16 protein-coding genes are annotated in these 18,731 nt (G+C 59.2%); 9 read left to right on the top strand and 7 right to left on the bottom strand.

All coding sequences use genetic code 11. From position 1 onward, the window contains the following. Positions 1 to 40 precede the first annotated feature (40 nt). On the bottom strand, positions 41 to 394 hold the full coding sequence (locus KW849_RS06180; RefSeq protein ID WP_218428586.1) for a hypothetical protein: 354 nt from the start codon (positions 392 to 394) through the stop codon (positions 41 to 43). A 504-nt stretch (positions 395 to 898) separates the two neighbouring features. Here KW849_RS06180 and KW849_RS06175 point away from each other — a divergent pair. Then, positions 899 to 5,794 carry an NAD-glutamate dehydrogenase gene (locus KW849_RS06175; protein ID WP_218428585.1) on the top strand — a complete coding sequence of 1,632 codons (4,896 nt, stop codon included), beginning with the start codon at positions 899 to 901 and terminating at the stop codon, positions 5,792 to 5,794. A 122-nt stretch (positions 5,795 to 5,916) separates the two neighbouring features. Here KW849_RS06175 and KW849_RS06170 read toward each other — a convergent pair whose 3' ends face one another. From KW849_RS06170 to KW849_RS06155, 4 genes are all read right to left on the bottom strand, one after another. Further along, the gene (locus KW849_RS06170; RefSeq protein ID WP_218428584.1) at positions 5,917 to 6,627 is read right to left on the bottom strand and encodes an ATPase; all 711 of its coding nucleotides are present in this window, start codon (positions 6,625 to 6,627) and stop codon (positions 5,917 to 5,919) included. 229 nt (positions 6,628 to 6,856) lie between these two features. Beyond that, positions 6,857 to 7,267: a cupin domain-containing protein gene (locus KW849_RS06165; protein WP_218428583.1), complete on the bottom strand. Its 411-nt coding sequence runs from the start codon at positions 7,265 to 7,267 to the stop codon at positions 6,857 to 6,859. A gap of 193 nt (positions 7,268 to 7,460) precedes the next feature. Continuing rightward, positions 7,461 to 7,754: a putative quinol monooxygenase gene (locus tag KW849_RS06160; protein WP_108215849.1), complete on the bottom strand. Its 294-nt coding sequence runs from the start codon at positions 7,752 to 7,754 to the stop codon at positions 7,461 to 7,463. A 123-nt stretch (positions 7,755 to 7,877) separates the two neighbouring features. Then, complete coding sequence (locus tag KW849_RS06155; RefSeq protein WP_218428582.1) at positions 7,878 to 9,311, bottom strand: PLP-dependent aminotransferase family protein; 1,434 nt, start codon at positions 9,309 to 9,311, stop codon at positions 7,878 to 7,880. Positions 9,312 to 9,516: 205 nt separating this feature from the next. On the opposite strand from KW849_RS06155, the gene KW849_RS06150 reads away from it, so the two are divergent. The 4 genes from KW849_RS06150 (at position 9,517) to KW849_RS06135 (ending at position 12,225) form a co-directional block, all read left to right on the top strand. Beyond that, positions 9,517 to 9,957, top strand: a complete 441-nt coding sequence (locus tag KW849_RS06150; protein WP_218428581.1) for a carboxymuconolactone decarboxylase family protein — start codon at positions 9,517 to 9,519, stop codon at positions 9,955 to 9,957. Positions 9,958 to 10,030: 73 nt separating this feature from the next. Further along, on the top strand, positions 10,031 to 11,011 hold the full coding sequence (locus tag KW849_RS06145; RefSeq protein ID WP_218428580.1) for a LysR family transcriptional regulator: 981 nt from the start codon (positions 10,031 to 10,033) through the stop codon (positions 11,009 to 11,011). A gap of 82 nt (positions 11,012 to 11,093) precedes the next feature. Continuing rightward, on the top strand, positions 11,094 to 11,615 hold the full coding sequence (locus KW849_RS06140) for a GNAT family N-acetyltransferase (RefSeq protein ID WP_008020048.1): 522 nt from the start codon (positions 11,094 to 11,096) through the stop codon (positions 11,613 to 11,615). Positions 11,616 to 11,730: 115 nt separating this feature from the next. Beyond that, positions 11,731 to 12,225, top strand: coding sequence for a hypothetical protein (locus KW849_RS06135; RefSeq protein ID WP_218428579.1), 495 nt, complete (start codon positions 11,731 to 11,733; stop codon positions 12,223 to 12,225). A 130-nt stretch (positions 12,226 to 12,355) separates the two neighbouring features. On the opposite strand, the gene KW849_RS06130 is transcribed toward KW849_RS06135, so the two are convergent. Both KW849_RS06130 and ccoN read right to left on the bottom strand, forming a co-directional pair. Further along, positions 12,356 to 12,577, bottom strand: a complete 222-nt coding sequence (locus KW849_RS06130) for a cbb3-type cytochrome c oxidase subunit 3 (protein ID WP_218428578.1) — start codon at positions 12,575 to 12,577, stop codon at positions 12,356 to 12,358. Beyond that, positions 12,577 to 14,004: a cytochrome-c oxidase, cbb3-type subunit I gene (gene ccoN / locus KW849_RS06125; RefSeq protein ID WP_218428577.1), complete on the bottom strand. Its 1,428-nt coding sequence runs from the start codon at positions 14,002 to 14,004 to the stop codon at positions 12,577 to 12,579. The genes KW849_RS06130 and ccoN overlap by 1 nt, the downstream gene beginning before the upstream one ends. A 241-nt stretch (positions 14,005 to 14,245) precedes the next feature. Between ccoN and KW849_RS06120 the strand changes: the two genes are divergently transcribed. The 4 genes from KW849_RS06120 to KW849_RS06105 all read left to right on the top strand — a co-directional run bounded on the left by KW849_RS06120 (position 14,246) and on the right by KW849_RS06105 (position 18,705). Next, the gene (locus KW849_RS06120; RefSeq protein ID WP_218428576.1) at positions 14,246 to 15,919 is read left to right on the top strand and encodes a nitrite/sulfite reductase; all 1,674 of its coding nucleotides are present in this window, start codon (positions 14,246 to 14,248) and stop codon (positions 15,917 to 15,919) included. Further along, the gene (locus KW849_RS06115) at positions 15,916 to 16,398 is read left to right on the top strand and encodes a DUF934 domain-containing protein (RefSeq protein WP_218428575.1); all 483 of its coding nucleotides are present in this window, start codon (positions 15,916 to 15,918) and stop codon (positions 16,396 to 16,398) included. The genes KW849_RS06120 and KW849_RS06115 overlap by 4 nt, the downstream gene beginning before the upstream one ends. A gap of 215 nt (positions 16,399 to 16,613) precedes the next feature. Beyond that, complete coding sequence (locus KW849_RS06110) at positions 16,614 to 17,324, top strand: dUTP diphosphatase (protein ID WP_218428574.1); 711 nt, start codon at positions 16,614 to 16,616, stop codon at positions 17,322 to 17,324. Continuing rightward, positions 17,311 to 18,705 carry a cytochrome P450 gene (locus KW849_RS06105; protein WP_218428573.1) on the top strand — a complete coding sequence of 465 codons (1,395 nt, stop codon included), beginning with the start codon at positions 17,311 to 17,313 and terminating at the stop codon, positions 18,703 to 18,705. Before KW849_RS06110 ends, KW849_RS06105 begins: the two co-directional genes overlap by 14 nt. Positions 18,706 to 18,731 lie beyond the last annotated feature (26 nt).

Below are 18,731 nucleotides of genomic sequence, written 5' to 3'. Positions count from 1 at the left end.
TCCGGCCTCATCGCGAGCAGGCCGGAACAGGCGCTGATATTCAGAGCTGGCTAATGAAGGTGCCAGTGCCTTCAAGAATGTTCTGCAAGGTCTCTTCCACTTCGGCCAGGTCCGTCATGTCGGCATCAAAGGTAATTTCCAGCACATCATCCCCATTCAGCACATCAGCATCCGCCGCCGCAATTTCAATCTTCAGCAGAGTAGGGCTGAGCGTGACTTTCACGCCATCAAGCGTCGAAGGCTCGCCGTCGAGGGTGATTTCCAGCTCGTCTTCATCGGGGTAGCGGCTCATCAGGAACATTTCGCCCTGGTCGCTGTGGCAGCAAAGCATGGCCATGTTGTCTTCTTCGTCGTCGCAAGGGTTGACGATCAAGAGGGCGGTTTTCATTTTCATGGGAAATTCCTGGCCCGGCGGGCGTGGTAAACGCAACAAAGGGCGATTTTGCCAGCCTGCGAAGATTTCTGCTCGTCCGAGTGTCAAAGACCCGGTCGTGGACGGAGAGAGTGTTACTGGTCATTTCTGGTACGCATGTCCCGTAAAACCGGACGAAAAACCGTCATTTTTCTGTGCGAATGCTAGTGTTGTTCGATGCGCGTGCCTTGAGCTGCGTACCGATGACCGAATATGTCGCAGCACCGCAAGCATCGGCCTTGCCGCACTCGTTAAGCTGCGCAACGGATGAGCACCCGTAAAGACATTGCGCTGCACGTGGCCCAGTCGTTTTTGCAGATGCTCATTCACGGAAGGTGAATGTGACCTGAGTGTCTCGTCCAGCTTCACCCACCTGTCACCCTGTTTCCTCTGCCCGAGAATCAGGAGCCGGGTGACGGGTAGCCCCGAACAGGGGCTTTGCACGCGACGCTTCCATCAATAACAAGCCCAAGCGGAGTACCACAGATGGCGTTCTTCACCGCAGCCAGCAAAGCCGACTTCCAGCACCAACTGCAAGCGGCACTGGCGCAGCACATCAGTGAACAGGCACTGCCACAAGTGGCGCTGTTCGCTGAACAATTCTTCGGCATCATTTCCCTTGACGAGCTGACCCAGCGTCGGTTGTCCGACCTTGCTGGCTGCACCCTTTCTGCATGGCGCCTGCTTGAGCGCTTCGATCACGCGCAACCGCAAGTGCGCGTCTTCAACCCCGATTACGAACGCCACGGCTGGCAGTCGACCCACACTGCGGTCGAAGTGCTGCACCACGACCTGCCATTCCTGGTGGACTCGGTGCGTACCGAGCTGAACCGCCGCGGCTACAGCATCCATACCCTGCAAACCACCGTGCTCAGCGTGCGTCGTGGCAGCAAGGGCGAGCTGGTGGAAATCCTGCCCAAAGGCACCCAGGGCGACGACATTCAGCAAGAATCGCTGATGTTCCTGGAAATCGACCGCTGCGCCAACACCGCCGAGCTCAATGTCCTGAGCAAAGAGCTGGAGCAGGTGCTCGGTGAAGTCCGCGTGGCCGTTGGCGATTTCGAGCCGATGAAGGCCAAGGTCCAGGACATCCTGACCATGCTGGACAACAACCAGTTCGCCGTCGATGGCGAAGAGAAGAGCGAAATCAAGAGCTTCCTGGAATGGCTGGTGGGTAACCACTTCACCTTCCTCGGCTACGAAGAGTTCGTGGTCAGCGATGAAGCCGATGGCGGCCACATCGTCTATGACAAGGACTCCTTCCTCGGCCTGACCAAACTGCTGCGCGCGGGCCTGACCTACGATGACCTGCGCATCGAAGACTACGCCGTGAACTACCTGCGCGAACCGACCCTGCTGTCGTTCGCCAAGGCTTCGCACCCAAGCCGTGTCCACCGTCCGGCTTACCCGGATTTCGTGTCGATCCGTGAAGTTGACGCCAACGGCAAGGTCATCAAGGAATGCCGTTTCATGGGCCTGTACACCTCGTCGGTGTATGGCGAGAGCGTGCGGGTGATCCCGTACATCCGCCGCAAGGTCGAGGAAATCGAACGCCGTTCCGGCTTCCAGGCCAAGGCTCACCTGGGCAAGGAACTGGCGCAGGTGCTCGAAGTGCTGCCGCGCGACGATCTGTTCCAGACCCCGGTGGACGAGCTGTTCAGCACCGTGATGTCGATCGTGCAGATCCAGGAACGCAACAAGATTCGCGTGTTCCTGCGCAAAGACCCGTACGGCCGTTTCTGCTACTGCCTGGCCTACGTGCCGCGTGATATCTATTCCACCGAAGTGCGTCAGAAGATCCAGCAAGTGCTGATGGATCGCCTGAAAGCGACCGATTGCGAGTTCTGGACGTTCTTCTCCGAGTCCGTGCTGGCCCGTGTGCAGCTGATCCTGCGCGTCGACCCGAAAAACCGCCTCGACATCGACCCGCTGCTGCTGGAAAAAGAAGTGGTGCAGGCCTGCCGCAGCTGGCAGGACGACTACGCCGCCCTGACCATCGAAAGCTTCGGCGAAGCCCACGGCACCAACGTGCTGGCTGATTTCCCGAAAGGCTTCCCGGCCGGCTACCGCGAGCGTTTCGCCGCTCACTCGGCGGTGGTCGACATGCAGCACCTGCTGAGCCTCAACGAAAAAAATCCGCTGGTGATGAGCTTCTACCAGCCGCTGGGCCAGGTGTCCGGCCAGCGCATGCTGCACTGCAAGCTGTACCACGCCGACACGCCGCTGGCGTTGTCCGATGTACTGCCAATCCTGGAAAACCTCGGTCTGCGCGTGCTGGGTGAATTCCCGTACCGCCTGCGCCACAACAGTGGCCGCGAGTTCTGGATTCACGATTTCGCGTTCACTGCCGCCGAAGGCCTGGAACTCGACATCCAGCAACTCAACGACACGCTGCAGGACGCGTTTGTCCACATCGTGCGTGGCGATGCCGAGAACGATGGGTTCAACCGTCTGGTACTGACCGCCGGCCTGCCATGGCGCGATGTCGCGCTGCTGCGTGCCTACGCCCGCTACATGAAGCAGATCCGTCTGGGCTTCGACCTGGGCTATATCGCCAGCACCCTGAACAACCACACCGACATCGCTCACGAGCTGACCCGGTTGTTCAAGACCCGTTTCTACCTGGCGCGCAAGCTGGCCGGCGACGATCTGGACGACAAGCAGCAACGCCTGGAACACGCTATTCTCAGCGCCCTGGACGACGTCCAGGTACTGAACGAAGACCGCATCCTGCGTCGCTACCTGGACCTGATCAAGGCCACCCTGCGCACCAACTTCTACCAGACCGATGCCAACGGCCATAACAAGTCGTACTTCAGCTTCAAGTTCAACCCGCACTTGATTCCCGAACTGCCGAAGCCGGTACCGAAGTTCGAAATCTTCGTCTACTCGCCACGCGTCGAAGGCGTGCACCTGCGCTTCGGCAACGTGGCTCGTGGCGGCCTGCGCTGGTCCGACCGTGAAGAAGACTACCGCACCGAAGTGCTCGGCCTGGTAAAAGCCCAACAAGTGAAGAACTCGGTGATCGTGCCGGTGGGCGCGAAGGGCGGCTTCCTGCCGCGTCGCCTGCCACTGGGCGGCAGCCGTGACGAGATCGCGGCCGAGGGCATCGCCTGCTACCGCATCTTCATTTCGGGCCTGCTGGACATCACCGACAACCTGAAAGACGGCGCCCTGGTGCCACCGGTGAACGTCGTGCGTCATGACCACGATGACCCGTACCTGGTAGTCGCGGCGGACAAGGGCACTGCGACCTTCTCCGACATTGCCAACGGCATTGCCATCGACTACGGCTTCTGGCTGGGTGACGCGTTTGCGTCCGGTGGTTCGGCCGGTTACGACCACAAGAAAATGGGCATCACCGCCAAGGGCGCGTGGGTCGGCGTACAGCGCCACTTCCGCGAGCGCGGCATCAATGTCCAGGAAGACAGCATCACGGTTGTGGGCGTCGGCGACATGGCCGGTGACGTGTTCGGCAACGGCTTGCTGATGTCCGACAAGCTGCAACTGGTCGCAGCGTTCAACCACCTGCACATCTTCATCGACCCGAACCCTGAGCCGGCATCGAGCTTCGCCGAGCGTCAGCGCCTGTTCGACCTGCCGCGTTCGGCCTGGTCGGACTACGACACCAGCATCATGTCCGAAGGCGGCGGCATCTTCTCGCGCAGCGCGAAGAGCATCGCGATTTCCCCGCAGATGCAAGAGCGCTTCGACATCCAGGCCGACAAGCTGACCCCGACCGAACTGCTGAACGCCTTGCTCAAGGCTCCGGTGGATCTGCTGTGGAACGGCGGTATCGGTACTTACGTCAAAGCCAGCAGCGAAAGCCACGCCGATGTCGGCGACAAGGCTAACGATGCACTGCGCGTGAACGGCAACGAACTGCGCTGCAAAGTCGTGGGCGAGGGCGGTAACCTGGGCATGACCCAACTGGGTCGCGTCGAGTTCGGCCTCAATGGCGGCGGTTCCAACACCGACTTCATCGACAACGCCGGTGGCGTGGACTGCTCCGACCACGAAGTGAATATCAAGATCCTGCTGAACGAAGTGGTTCAGGCCGGCGACATGACCGACAAGCAACGTAACCAGTTGCTGGCGAGCATGACCGACGAAGTCGGTAACCTGGTGCTCGGCAACAACTACAAGCAGACACAGGCCCTGTCCCTGGCAGCACGCCGTGCCTTCGTGCGGATTGCTGAATACAAGCGCCTGATGAACGATCTGGAAGGCCGCGGCAAGCTGGATCGCGCCATCGAGTTCCTGCCGGCCGAAGATGCAATCAACGAGCGCATCGCCGCAGGCCACGGCCTGACCCGCGCCGAGCTGTCGGTGCTGATCTCGTACAGCAAGATCGACCTCAAGGAGCAGTTGCTGGGCTCCCTGGTGCCGGACGACGACTACCTGACCCGCGACATGGAAACCGCTTTCCCGCCAACCCTGGTGAGCAAGTTCTCCGCGGCCATGCGTCGTCACCGTCTGAAGCGCGAAATCGTCAGCACCCAGATCGCCAACGATCTGGTCAACCACATGGGTATTACCTTCGTTCAGCGACTCAAAGAGTCGACCGGCATGAGCCCGGCGAACGTTGCGGGCGCTTATGTGATCGTGCGCGACATTTTCCACCTCCCGCACTGGTTCCGTCAGATCGAGAACCTGGACTACCAGGTTTCCGCCGACGTGCAACTGGAGCTGATGGACGAGCTGATGCGTCTGGGCCGCCGCGCCACGCGCTGGTTCCTGCGTGCCCGTCGCAACGAGCAGAACGCTGCCCGTGACGTCGCCCACTTCGGTCCGCACCTGAAGGAGTTGGGCCTCAAGCTCGACGAGTTGCTCAGTGGCGAGATCCACGAAACCTGGCAGGCCCGTTACCAGGCGTACGTCGCAGCCGGTGTGCCGGAGCTGCTGGCGCGCATGGTGGCTGGCACCTCGCACTTGTACACCTTGCTACCGATCATCGAGGCCTCCGACGTGACCGGCCAGGACCCTGCGGACGTGGCCAAGGCCTACTTCGCCGTGGGCAGCGCGCTGGACATCACCTGGTACATGCAACAGATCAGCGCTCTGCCGGTTGAAAACAACTGGCAGGCCCTGGCCCGTGAAGCGTTCCGCGATGACGTCGACTGGCAGCAACGTGCGATCACCATCTCGGTCCTGCAACAGGGCGACGGTACCCAGGACGTGGAAACACGGCTCTCCCTGTGGATGGATCAGCACGAGAGCATGATCGAACGCTGGCGCACCATGCTGGTGGAAATCCGTGCCGCCAGCGGCACCGACTACGCCATGTACGCGGTGGCCAACCGCGAACTGCTGGACCTGGCATTGAGCGGTCAAGCGGTAGTGCCTGCCGCTGTCGCCGCCGAGCTGGAACCGGCTGCCTGATCAGGCGTTGAATAAAAAAAGCCCCGCATCGAAAGATGCGGGGTTTTTTTTTGTCGCAGGTTTTTGTGGTGACGGGTCGGGCCTCTTCGCGGGCAAGTCGGATCGCGAAGAGGGCGGTGAGATCAATACAACTTCTGGCTTGATTCATTACCAAGCATCGACACATTACTTGTCGGGCTGGTCAATAAATTACTGAGCGACTGATCAAACTTTTGCAGGGCCCTTACTTGCACATTCTGTTGTTCATTAATATCCGCCACTATCTCTTCACTGCGCTTATAGTCGGCCCACACCGGACTGAGTGCCTTGGCATCATGACCTTGTGCAGTACCGATGTAGTTGAAGTTCTTGTCATAAAAGTCCGCACGGACATCCGCCTGGATATCCGAACTGCGCGAGGTCATCAGTTGACTGCGGGTGTCGACCACCGCCATCACATCCGGTTTCGCTGCCCTGAGGCTCTGAATGTCCGGGTATACGATAACCGGGCCAAATTGCCGCTGCAGGGAGGCCTTGACCCAATCCACCGCCTGGTCTGGCCTGGAGGTGGCTACGTAGGCGTCATGAATCGGCTGCACCAGCAGGCTCTGGCCGAAACCGGTGCCGGCGTTGGCTTGATAATCCCGAAGGTAGGCACGATTGGTCTGAGTGGTTTGGCTGTAAATAACGCCCAACGAAACATGGCTACCGTTGGTAATGCGGGTGGCAGCGCTGCGGCCCACCGGTTCGGTGAAGATACCGTTCAGCGAAGAGACCGCCGTGGGCGCGGTGGGGATCGAGCAGCCGGTTAATACAACAGCCATGGTCAACGTACTGGCAAGCGCAAGTTTCATGGTGTTTCTCCAGTGAAACAATTTTAGTCGAAAGTTAAAGTTGCCGGTGCTGTTCCGGCGGTGACTCAAGACTAAACCCTGGTTGATTTATTTAAATGGCCAATATCCGCACTTGTCAGGTGGCCAATAGTTTTGTTTGGTTTAAAAGTCTTCGGTTAATTGCGTGAGGAAATAAAAAGTCCCGAATTCGCGATTCGGGCCTTTTTATTTATAGCTGCACGTTCAGGCATCAGTGTTCCAATGGGATCAGCACTTTTTCATCCGGGGCCAACACCATGAACACCAGCAATTTGGCCGGTTTGGTTGCGCTGGCGTTTTTCGATACCAGGTGTTCCGATCCCGCCGGCTCATACCAGAACTCACCGGCCTTGTAGGTTTTCGCCGGCTCGCCCTTGACCTGAGAAACGATTGCTCCCGAGGTGACGTAGGCCATGGTGGAGCCATCGTGTTTGTGGGCGATGGACGACTGACCGGGTTGGTAATCGACTTCGATCATCAGCGCTTTTTTACCGGGGACGTTCTTCAGCAATTCGTCCTGCAGGACAGTGACCTTTTCCGAAGGATCATGGGCAAAAGCCGATGCACAAAACATCAGGGCCAGGGCGGCAAGGGGGGCAGCACAGAAGCGCAACACGTTCATGGTTCTTTACCTGCGGTGGGTTAGTTGTCGAAAACAACAGTAGTGCGCAAGTAATAGAGGTTAAACAGCCAATATTCGGGAAGGCGAGGGGACCAATTAACCGGCGTTAAAAGCAAAGATCGCAGCCTGCGGCAGCTCCTGCGGAGAGTTCCGTGTAGGAGCTGCCGCAGGCTGCGATCTTTTGATCTTGTTTTTAAACGATCGGAAAGCTGTTGAAGTCCACGGCATTGGCCAGTTGGCTATCGATCAGGCTGATAAAACCCTGGACCTGCGGGCAGTTGAAATGCGATCGCATGGCCGCTTCCGATTGCCAGTGGGCGCTGACGGTCCAGCGATTGGTGTCCTCGGGGCAGCGGTCGACCATATAGGATTCGCAGCCCGGTAGTTCACGCAGGGTTTCGACAATCTTTTGCAGTTGCTTACCCAGTTCATCCGAGCGGCCGGCGGCGGCCTGTACCTGTACGGTATTGATCACTTCATGGGACATTGCTCACACTCCTGAATCAGGCCGGACGAATCCTGCTCATTGAGGGATAACGCCTATGCAGGATAGGCCTGCCCCCGTGGACCGCCAATAGCCAATCGCCGGATAAAGCCGCAGGCCAATCCGTCAGGCCACCTGCTGCAGAATGTCGCGCAAACGGTCCAGGGCGATGTCGATATCAAGGGTTTCGATGGCGCCAAAACCGAGGAAAAGCCCGGCCTTGGGCGCTTGCTGATAGAAGAAACTGTCGATGGCATAGAGCCCGACTTCGACTTTTTTCGCCAGTTCGATCACCAATGGAATATCCATCGGCACTTTGCACATCACCACCATATGGAAACCGGCGGTGGTCGGCACCGCCTCGAGCCAGGGCGAGAGATCGCCGGCCATGCGCGCCAGGATTCGCTCGCGGCGCCCGGCATAGATCGTATGGCAGCGCCGGATGTGCTTGAGCAGGCAGCCTTCGGCGATGAACTTGGCCAGCGCCCATTGCGGCAGGGTCGAAGTGTGCAGGTCGGTGAGCTGTTTGGCACGCACCACGGCCTCGAGGATCGCTGGCGGCAGGATCGCATAGCCGAGCCGCAGTTCCGGCAACAGGGTTTTCGAGAACGTGCCGACGTAAGCGACGATCCCCCGTTCATCCATGCTTTGCAGGGAATCGGCAGGACGGCCCTCATAGCGGAATTCGCTGTCGTAGTCGTCCTCGATGATGATCGCGCCCAGCTCATGAGCCTTGGCCAGCAGGGCTACCCGCCGCGCCTGGCTCATCGGCATGCCCAACGGGAACTGGTGCGAAGGGGTGACGTAGATCAGGCGCGTACCGCGAGGAATCTGGTCCACCACAATGCCTTCGGCGTCCACCGGTACGCCAATCACCGTGGCGCCATGGCTGCCGAACAGCAGCCGTGCCGGCGGGTAGCCTGGGTCTTCCATAGCGACCAGGCTACCCGGACTGATCAGCACCCGGGCGATCAGGTCCAGCGCCTGCTGCGCGCCGTTGCACACCACCACATCCTCATCCTGGCAATTGACCCCGCGGGAGAACGCGATGTGCCGGGCAATGGCGTTGCGCAGGGCTGGCAAACCCTCTGGCAGGCTGTAGAGGCCTTTGGAACCGGCAATCTGGCGCAGTGCGTGAGAGGTGCAGCGTCGCCAGTCATCCTGGGGAAACTGGCCCTTGCCGGTGGCGCCGCCGATGAAGTCGTAGCGCAGCGAGCCCTCAAGCGTCGGGTGACGCAGAAACACCGGCAGGTTGCGCCAGGACTCGATCACCTCGAAACCCGCAAGCTCGCAATGGCTCTGTTTACGCTGCACCTTCGAAGTGCGCGCGTTGACGTAAGTGCCTTTGCCGACCACGCCGGTGAGGAAGTTTTCGTAGGTCAGCTGGGCGTAGGTATCGGAAATGGTCTTGCGCGAAATACCCAATTGCTCGGCCAGCAAACGGCTGGGCGGCAGTTGTGTCCCGGCGGTCAGGCGACCGGACTCGATGGCGCTGCGCAGTTGGTTGTACAGCTGGCCGGCCAGGTCCTTGCGGCCGTTGATGACAACATGTAGTTCCATACCGGCGAGGCTCCGGGGCTGTTGAGGCGCGTGTGCGTCGCGCAAGATTACCCCTATCCGCTTGTGGTACAGAAGTTGTGCAGTGGAAAAACCGTCAATTGGTCTGGTGGCGGTGGTCCCCGGGGAAATCGCCTGATTGGATCTGTCATGCCTGAGCGCCAGCGACTACGGTGAAGGTCACATCACTGCTGCACGAGATCGCTCCATGACCCTTCGCCTGGATTACTACAGCGCGTCCCCCAAAGCGATGAAAGCCATGATCGCGATGGAGGCCCTGACCAGCAGCCTGAGCATCGAGCAGGGCCTGCTGCACCTGATCAAGATTCGTGCTTCGCAGCTCAATGGCTGTGCCTTTTGCACCGACATGCATTCGGTGGATGCACGGCGCCTGGGCGAAAGCGATCGGCGCCTCTATTGCATAGCGGTCTGGCGCGACAGTAATTTTTTCAATCCGCGGGAAAGAGCCGCGCTGGCCTGGACCGAGGCGGTCACTTTGCTCTCCGAAAGCCACGTGCCGGACGATGTCTACACCCAGACCCGGGAGCAGTTCAGTGAAAGCGAAATGGTCGACTTGACCATCGCCGTCACCACCATCAACAGCTGGAACCGCCTGGCCGTGAGCTTTCGCCAGGCGCCCAGTACCTGAGTCTTTGTCATGGCAGGTTCATGAACGATCCGCAGGATGCAACTGTCAGTGTCAGATCGACAGGGAGTCCTCGATGTCAGTCATGGAAACCAGCACCCGCCTGGGGGCTACCGAGTATCGTGTAGCCATTGAAAAAAACACCTCCTGGCGCCAGTTGGCAGCAGGTATCGACCCCGAACTGGCGCTGTGTTTCACCGCCAGCGCCCGTTGCGGTTGCTTCATGCAGGCCGCCCGCAGTCTCAACCTCAAGGCCACCCGCCTGCGCAGGCAACTGTTGCTGCTGGAGACGCAGCTCGAGTGTTCACTGTTCAACCATTCAGACAATGGTTTGAGCCTCAGCCGCGATGGCTTGCGTTTGCACGCACAATTGATCGCCCTGGCCCATGAGCGCAATTTGCCGGTGATCGAGCAGCCGTTGATTCGTCTGGCCGTGGCGGATTCGATCCTGCATGACCTTCTCGGACGCGGCCTGGTTGCACTGCTGCGGCGCAATGCCAGCCTGCGGCTGGACATCATCACGCTCGACAGCGAATTGTCATTGCAGGCGGTCAGCGCCGACGTGGTGGTGTGGCTGGGCGAGACCGAGTCGCCGTTACCGGGGCCAAGCTTTGCCACCACTGAACCCCGGCGTCTGGTGCAACTGGATTACCTGCCGCACATTGCCAAGCGCTACTCGCGGGTCGCTTCCAGGCCGGAATGCGTGGATGACCTGGCCGGTTTTCTCCTGGTGCAATGGCAGCAGGACGGCCATGTCGAAAGCTTGCGGCCATGGAATGCGCTGGTGGATCAGCGCCTGGCCGGAGCGGTGCAACTGCAATCCTGGGAGCTGATGCTGGAGATGATCCGTTGCAGTGCCTGCATCGGCCTGCTGCCGCACTACATGAGCCACTTCGACCGCGGGCTGATCGCCTTGCCGGGCCTGTTTGACCAGCCGATGCGACGTCAGGTGTGGATGGCGGTCAATGCCAGTTCCGGGGACGATGCGCAGGTAAGGATGATCGTCGAGTTGATCGAAAACACCTTCAGCGAGCGCCGGGCGTGGTTCGAAAGCTGAGTGCTCCCACATTGGTACTCGCCACACCCGAAGGTAGCGTTATAGAGTGAACGGCCATGTCTGCTTCAAGGATGATTCACCCATGCCAGCCACCGAACCCGTTATTACCCTCGAACGCTTCAACGAGTCCCATATCGAAGGCATCACGGCGCTGTACAACGCCCCGGAGATCGCCCGACAAACCCTGCAAATGCCGTTTCAGTCCACCGAGCTGTGGCGCAGTCGCCTGGCGCTGGATAACGAACGCCTGGTGAAAGTGGTGGCCCTGCACCAAGGAACGGTTATCGGCAACATTGGCCTGGAGCAGTTCTCACGCATTCGTCGCAGCCATGCCGGCAGTTTCGGTATGGGCGTTGCGGTGGCGTGGCAGGGCAAGGGCGTGGGTTCGAAGCTGCTCGCGACGGCACTGGATATCGCTGACAACTGGATGAATCTGCAGCGCATCGAGCTTTCGGTGTACGCCGACAACGAAGCGGCCATTGCCCTGTACCGCAAGTTCGGTTTCGAAACCGAGGGCCTGTTCCGTGATTACGCCGTGCGCGACGGCGTGCTGGTGGATACCTTGAGCATGGCGCGCCTGCGTCGCCCGCCCAAGGCCGGTTGAGTCAGCCGCCCTGGGCGAACCCCTGGCATACCTCCTGGCTGTTAGTCGCACATCGGCCTCTCGCATCTGCCATGCTCAATGTCCGTAACACCGCTGCAACCAAAGGAACACTGCAATGGACGATGTACAGCAACTGGGCGAAATGCTTCGCCACTACGCCGAAAGCGAAGCGCACAAAAAGCAAGTGTTCGAGTCGCAATCGGCCGAGTGGGCGAGGCGCATTGGTGCGCTGTTCGATCAGATCCAGCAGTGGCTGGAACCGGTCAAGGCACCTGACCTGCTCGAAGTGAATCGCGAAGTGTATGTCGCGTCGGGGCCGAGTGTTCCGGTGGAGACCTCTGCATTCAAGACCGAAAAGCTGAGCATCCTGATCGCTGGCAAACCGGTGGAATTCGTCCCGGAGGTGATGGGTGTCGGCGGGCAGATTTGCGTGGCGGTGATGGGCTTTACAGCAGCACGTTATGGCAGCGTGTCACTGGTGTGCCTGCCGCCATCCACTGGCTGGCAGTGGCGCAAGACCAATGGCTTGAAAGACCCGGACACTTTTGAGTTCGATGCAAACTTCCTGGCGCAACAACTGCAAAGCCTGATTCCCCGGGAGCGCAGTTGAGACAAATAACCCTGTAGGAGTGAGCCTGCTCGCGATGGCGGACTGTCAGCAACATACATGTTGAATGCTGAAACGCCATCGTCGGAACGCCGCCCGGAGCAGGCTCACTCCTACAATGGTCAGTGGTGCCTCAGATTTCGAGGTTGCCCCACCCCGGTTTCGGCACTTCAGGCGCCACCGCATTCACTGTCTTGCCCGTCGCCAACTCCACCCGCCGCGCCACTTCCGGGTCATCCGCAAACGGGATCAGGCTCGCATCGTCCAGGCTCTCGGCGGTCTGGTGGCGCAGACAATACTCGATGGCGAACCACAAAAATGCCACACCCGGAATGTTCAATATGATTTCAATCATCAGGCTAACCGCGCCTCGCGTTCGGCCATCGCCACGTCCGTTACCCGCACCGTGCGCCACACGTTGTAGGCCATCAGCAGCATGCCGCTGAGGAAGAACACCCCGCCGGCAAAGCGCACGACGAATCCCGGATGGCTGGCCTGCAAGGCTTCGACGAAGGAGTAGGTCAGCGTGCCGTCATCGTTGATCGCGCGCCACATCAGGCCCTGGGTGATACCGTTGACCCACATCGAGGCGATGTACAGCACGGTGCCGATGGTCGCCAGCCAAAAGTGCAGGTTGATCAGCGGCGTGCTGTGCATCTGATCGCGTCCGAATACCTTTGGCACCATGTGATAGGTCGCACCGAAGGTAATCATCGCCACCCAGCCCAAGGCGCCTGCGTGTACGTGGCCGATGGTCCAGTCGGTGTAGTGGGAGAGGGCGTTGACGGTCTTGATCGCCATCATCGGCCCTTCGAAGGTCGACATGCCGTAGAACGCCAGAGACAGCACCAGGAAACGCAGGATCGGGTCGCTGCGCAACTTATGCCAGGCACCGGACAGGGTCATCATTCCGTTGATCATCCCGCCCCAACTCGGCGCCAGCAGGATCAGCGACATCGCCATGCCCAGGGACTGAGCCCAGTCCGGCAGTGCGGTGTAGTGCAAGTGGTGCGGACCTGCCCAGATGTACAGGGTGATCAGCGCCCAGAAGTGCACAATCGACAGGCGATAGGAATACACCGGCCGGCCCACTTGTTTTGGCACGAAGTAATACATCATCCCCAGGAAACCGGTGGTCAGGAAAAAGCCCACGGCGTTGTGCCCGTACCACCATTGCACCATGGCGTCGGTGGCCCCGGAGTACACCGGATAGGACTTGAACCAGTCGACTGGAATCGACAGGTGATTGACCACGTGCAGCATGGCGATGACCACGATGAATGCACCGAAGAACCAGTTGCCGACGTAAATGTGTCTGGTCTTGCGTTGCACTACGGTAGTGAAGAACACCACGGCGTATGCAACCCAGACCACGGTCATCCACACCGCGCCGGTAAATTCGATTTCGGCGTATTCCTTGGTGGTGGTGTAGCCCAGCGGCAGGGTGATCAGCATCACCACAATCACCGACTGCCAGCCCCAGAACGTGAAGGCGGCGAGTGTGTCCGAGAACAGCCGCACCTGGCAGGTACGCTGCACCGCGTAATAGCTGGCGGCGAATTGCGCGCTGCCGGCGAAACCGAAAATCACCAGGCTGGTGTGCAGCGGGCGCAAGCGGCCAAAGGTGGTCCACGGCAGGTCCAGGTTCATCTGCGGCCACACCAGTTGCGAGGCGATCCACACGCCCATCGCCATCCCCACGACGCCCCAGACCACGGTCGCCACGATGAATTGGCGGACGACCTTGTAGTTATAGGCCTGTCCGATAGTTGTTGTGCTCATGATCGATGCTTCCACGGTTGCAATGACATGCACTGTAAAAACCGTGGAGAAAACAAAACAGGTTCAGAAATATCTCATTTGTGCGGATCAGATAAGTTGCGCTGCTGCGGCGATCTTACGCGCTCTGATACGGTTTTTAACGACTCAGGTGAATCTGTAACGTGCTGCACCGCTGGCGCATAGTCGCTCTTATGAACGAGCCACAGAGCCCGATGCCCCGCAATCCTGATGAGGTATTTACATGTATCAGTACGACGACTACGACCGGGCGCTGGTGTTCGAACGGGTTGCGCAGTTCCGTGATCAGGTCGAGCGCTTCATGGCTGGTGAGCTGAACGAAGAAGAGTTCCTGCCGTTGCGCCTGCAGAACGGCCTGTACATGCAAAAGCACGCCTACATGCTGCGGGTGGCGATTCCCTACGGCACGCTGAGTGCCCGGCAGTTGCGTACGTTGGCGAGCATCGCCCGGGATTACGATCGCGGCTACGGCCATTTCACCACTCGACAGAACATGCAGTTCAACTGGATCGAACTGGCCCAGGTGCCGGACATCCTCGAACGCCTGGCCGAGGTGGAAATGCATGCGATCCAGACCTCCGGCAACTGCGTGCGCAACATCACCACCGAAGCCTTTGCCGGGGTTGCGGCCGACGAAATGATTGACCCGCGACCGTTGGCGGAAATTCTGCGGCAGTGGTCGACCATCAATCCGGAATTCCTGTTCCTGCCGCGCAAGTTCAAGATCGCCATCTGCTCGGCCGAGCAGGACCGTGCGGCGATCATGATGCATGACATCGGCCTTTATCTTTACCCGGGTTGCGAAGGACACATGCTCCTGCGAGTCATGGTGGGCGGCGGTCTGGGGCGTACGCCGATCCTTGGCTTGCAGATCCGCGAAGGCTTGCCGTGGCAGCACCTGCTGTCTTACGTAGAGGCGGTGCTGCGGGTGTATAACCGCCATGGCCGGCGGGACAACAAGTACAAGGCGCGAATCAAGATCCTGGTCAAAGCCCTGGGCATCGAGGCCTTCGCCCGGGAAGTGGAGGAAGAGTGGCAGTACCTCAAGGACGGCCCGGCGCAACTGACCCTGGACGAGTTCGAGCGTGTGGCCAGTGCGTTCGTCGCACCGCCATATCGTGATCTGTCCGACACCAGCCTCGATTTCGGCACGCACCTGGCCGAAAACCCGGCGTTCGCTCGTTGGGTGCAGCGTAATGTGCAGCCGCACAAAATATCGGGCTATGCCAGCGTGGTGTTGTCGACCAAGCCCGGCAGCGCTGCGCCACCGGGCGATGTCACTACCGAACAGATGGAGGCAGTGGCCGAGTGGTCCGAACGCTTCGGCTTCGGCGAAATCCGCATTGCCCATGAACAGAATATCGTCCTTCCTGACGTGTCCAAGGCCGATCTGTTCACCCTGTGGCGCCTGGCCTGCGGACACAATCTGGGCAGCGCCAACGCCGGATTGCTCACCGACATCATCGCCTGCCCCGGTGGCGATTTCTGCGCGCTGGCCAACGCCAAGTCGATCCCCATCGCCAAGGCTATTGCCGCACGCTTCGAAGACCTCGACTACCTGCATGACCTGGGCGACATCAGCCTCAATATCTCCGGCTGCATGAATGCCTGCGGTCACCATCACATCGGCAACATCGGCATTCTGGGGGTCGATAAGAACGGCACCGAGTGGTACCAGATCACCCTCGGCGGCGCCCAGGGCAAGCACAGCGCGTTGGGCAAGGTCATTGGCCCGTCCTTCAGCGCCGCCGAAGTGCCCGAGGTGATCGAGCGCATCATCGACACCTTCGTGCGTTATCGCGAAAGCGAAGAACTGTTCGTCGACGCCTTCCAGCGGATCGGGCTAGAGCCGTTCAAGGAGGCGGTCTATGCGAAAGTGCTGGAGGTGTCGGCATGAACAATCTGTTGCGGCTGGAAGAGGGCATGGCGCGGATTGTCGCGGATGATCCGTGGAAGCTCGTGCGCGACCCGCAAGCATCGCTGCCCGTGGGGGCCGCGATTCTGCCGCTGAGCCGTTGGCTGGAAAACCCGTCGCAAAACGGCGTGTGGCTGGGGCCGGACGATGAAGTGGAAAGCCTTCAGCCATGGCTTGCCCAACTGCCCTTGATCGCCCTGGATTTTCCGAACTTTCGCGATGGCCGCGGGTACAGCCAGGCGTATCTGCTGCGTACGCGATTGGGATGGGCCGGCGAGTTGCGCGCCATCGGCGATGTCTTGCGCGATCAACTCAGCCACATGCGCCAATGCGGCTTCGACAGCTTTGCCGTGCGTGAAGACAAATCCGCAGAAGATGCATTGAAGGGATTGGCGGGGATGAGCGTGGTGTACGGGCGTTCGGTGATTGAGCCGCGGCCGTTGTTTCGTCGGCGGGGCTAGATCACTAGCAAAAGGGCGCATCCCGAACGGCGGAATGCGCCGGGTGCTGTCAGTTGATGCGAACCAGCGTCCCTGATCCGGTCTTTTCATGGGTAACTGAATCTGTAACGTAGTTTCCTACGCACATATCCGAAAGAGCTGATAGTTGCTCTGATTCCGAGATGACACTTTGTTCAGCTCTTGAATGGGTGGTCAGATCGAAGAGGTTTCATCGGATGGAGGGAATTTCGTTTGAACAGGCTCTGTCGCTGGTCTCATGGCAGAACAGTCTCAATTGCCTGGTGGATCCGGACTGGTCCCGTGCCCAGTATCCTTATCTGCGTGGCGTTCTGGCTGAAACCGCCGAGGCCATGGACCATCACGGCTGGAAGTGGTGGACTCCCCAGACCCCCGACCTGCAACAGTTTCAATATGAACTCATGGATGTATTGAGCTTCTTCCTCTCCCATCACATTAGTGAAAATCGCGGTGACCTGAATACTTCTGCGCGCGCCCTGGTCGGGCAATCAGATCCCGATGTGAAACATTATCTGTTCGACCAGCGCGTGATTGACCTGAAGGCCTGTGATGTCCTGCAGCTATTGGAGCGGTTCGCGGGCCTGGCGATGTTTGGAATAGCTGCCTTGCCTGTGCTGGAGCGCATATTTTGCCTGTCGGGGCTGAGTGACTGGGACGCTGTGGTTTCAACGTACCGCGAAAAATATGAATTGCATGTGTTTCGACAACGCAATGGATACAAATCGGGTGAGTACCGGAAAAACTGGAAAGGAAAAGAAGACAGTCTGCATCTCGCTGAACTCGCCCAGAGCAGTGGTCGCACAGGTGCCAGTCAGGATTGGCAACTCGATCAAACATTAAAAAATGCCTATTTACGCCTGACCTCTCGAAATGATGTCGAACCAGGGGGTAGCAATGCCTGCGATTGAACAACTTCCCGGACCCGCCGGGTTGCCGTTGCTCGGTAATGCATTGCAACTCAAGTCATCGCAGGTCTACAGGCAACTATGCGAGTGGGCGGACCGATATGGCTCTATCTATACATTCAGAATCGGTAGGCGCCGTATTTTGGTTATTTCCGATGCGGCACTGATCGGCGAGTTGTTGCGCGATCGTCCGGAAAAGTTTCGTCGATGGAGCAAAATGGAAGAGCTGGGCCTGGAAGTTGGAGCCGATGGCGTGTTTGTGGCCGAGGGGCAGAAGTGGCGACGCCATCGCGAGTTGGTTGTGCCGGCATTTGACAAACTGCATGTCAAACATTTCTGGAGTCGGCTGGAGGCAGTCACGGAACGCCTTGAGAACCATTGGCGCGCGCGTGCTATCGCCCGGCGGGCGTTTGATATTCGCCAGGATTCGATGAGCTATACGGTCGACATCGTTGCCGGGTTTGCCTTTGGTCATGACCTGAACACCTTGAATGACAAGGACAGCGTGCTGCAGGGGCACCTGTCGCAGTTCTTGCACACGGCTGCGCGGCGTCAGGCCGCGATATTTCCCTATTGGCGTTACCTGAAGTCTAAGTTGGACCGCAAGTTCGACGCATCCCTTGCGCAAATAAACCAGACAGTCAATGAAATGATCGCGCAGGCGCGCGTGCGTATTGCAGTCGATCCCTCGCTTTGCGAGCGCCCGGGTAACATGGTTGAAGCATTGGTTGCCTACCAGAACAACAATGACACCAGAGCCCTGAGCGATGGCGAGATTGTCGGCAATGTGCTGACTTTCCTGTTGGCGGGAGAGGACACCACTGCCAATACGATTGCCTGGACGATTTACTACATGGCCCGTCACCCCGATATTCAGCGTGAGATGCAGCGCGAGGTGGACAGTGTCATCGGTGCCGGCACCCGGTTGAGCGACATAAGGCAAATTGATGAGTTGCGCTACGTCAACGCAGTCATACAGGAAAGCATGCGTCTCAAACCGGTGTTTCCGCTCCTGACGCTCGAGCCTAACCAGGATGTGCTGATCGACAATGTGTCGGTGACCCGAGGCACCCCGTTGTTCCTGTTGCCGGGCCACCTGGGACAGCAGTCTGGCTGCTTTACCGATGCCTGGCAGATGCGCCCCGAACGCTGGCTCGATGACGCCCGCTATGTCGATGACAACCACAAGGCCTTCATGCCCTTTGGATCCGGGCCGAGGTATTGCCCCGGTCATCGCCTGGCGAAACTGGAGTGCCTCATGGCCATCAGCACATTGGCCAGGAACTTCCATGTGCTACCGGACCCGGACGCCGTTGAAACGAGTGAAATTTACGCCTTCACCCTTTGCCCCTCGCATGTGCCGGTACTGCTGAGCAAGCGCTGACCCTACCCGCAAATAAACCTTGAAAA

Source organism: Pseudomonas sp. PDM26 (assembly GCF_019219185.1).
Taxonomy (GTDB): Bacteria; Pseudomonadota; Gammaproteobacteria; order Pseudomonadales; family Pseudomonadaceae; genus Aquipseudomonas.
Note: the sequence above shows the minus strand (reverse complement) of the source record. Positions and strands in the feature narration are given on the sequence as shown.

Coding starts and splice junctions, on each gene's coding strand:
- KW849_RS06180 (WP_218428586.1), bottom strand. CDS start 394: ATGAAAATGAAAACCGCCCTCTTGATCGTCAACCCTTGCGACGACGAA.
- KW849_RS06175 (WP_218428585.1), top strand. CDS start 899: ATGGCGTTCTTCACCGCAGCCAGCAAAGCCGACTTCCAGCACCAACTG.
- KW849_RS06170 (WP_218428584.1), bottom strand. CDS start 6,627: ATGAAACTTGCGCTTGCCAGTACGTTGACCATGGCTGTTGTATTAACC.
- KW849_RS06165 (WP_218428583.1), bottom strand. CDS start 7,267: ATGAACGTGTTGCGCTTCTGTGCTGCCCCCCTTGCCGCCCTGGCCCTG.
- KW849_RS06160 (WP_108215849.1), bottom strand. CDS start 7,754: ATGTCCCATGAAGTGATCAATACCGTACAGGTACAGGCCGCCGCCGGC.
- KW849_RS06155 (WP_218428582.1), bottom strand. CDS start 9,311: ATGGAACTACATGTTGTCATCAACGGCCGCAAGGACCTGGCCGGCCAG.
- KW849_RS06150 (WP_218428581.1), top strand. CDS start 9,517: ATGACCCTTCGCCTGGATTACTACAGCGCGTCCCCCAAAGCGATGAAA.
- KW849_RS06145 (WP_218428580.1), top strand. CDS start 10,031: ATGTCAGTCATGGAAACCAGCACCCGCCTGGGGGCTACCGAGTATCGT.
- KW849_RS06140 (WP_008020048.1), top strand. CDS start 11,094: ATGCCAGCCACCGAACCCGTTATTACCCTCGAACGCTTCAACGAGTCC.
- KW849_RS06135 (WP_218428579.1), top strand. CDS start 11,731: ATGGACGATGTACAGCAACTGGGCGAAATGCTTCGCCACTACGCCGAA.
- KW849_RS06130 (WP_218428578.1), bottom strand. CDS start 12,577: ATGATTGAAATCATATTGAACATTCCGGGTGTGGCATTTTTGTGGTTC.
- ccoN (WP_218428577.1), bottom strand. CDS start 14,004: ATGAGCACAACAACTATCGGACAGGCCTATAACTACAAGGTCGTCCGC.
- KW849_RS06120 (WP_218428576.1), top strand. CDS start 14,246: ATGTATCAGTACGACGACTACGACCGGGCGCTGGTGTTCGAACGGGTT.
- KW849_RS06115 (WP_218428575.1), top strand. CDS start 15,916: ATGAACAATCTGTTGCGGCTGGAAGAGGGCATGGCGCGGATTGTCGCG.
- KW849_RS06110 (WP_218428574.1), top strand. CDS start 16,614: ATGGAGGGAATTTCGTTTGAACAGGCTCTGTCGCTGGTCTCATGGCAG.
- KW849_RS06105 (WP_218428573.1), top strand. CDS start 17,311: ATGCCTGCGATTGAACAACTTCCCGGACCCGCCGGGTTGCCGTTGCTC.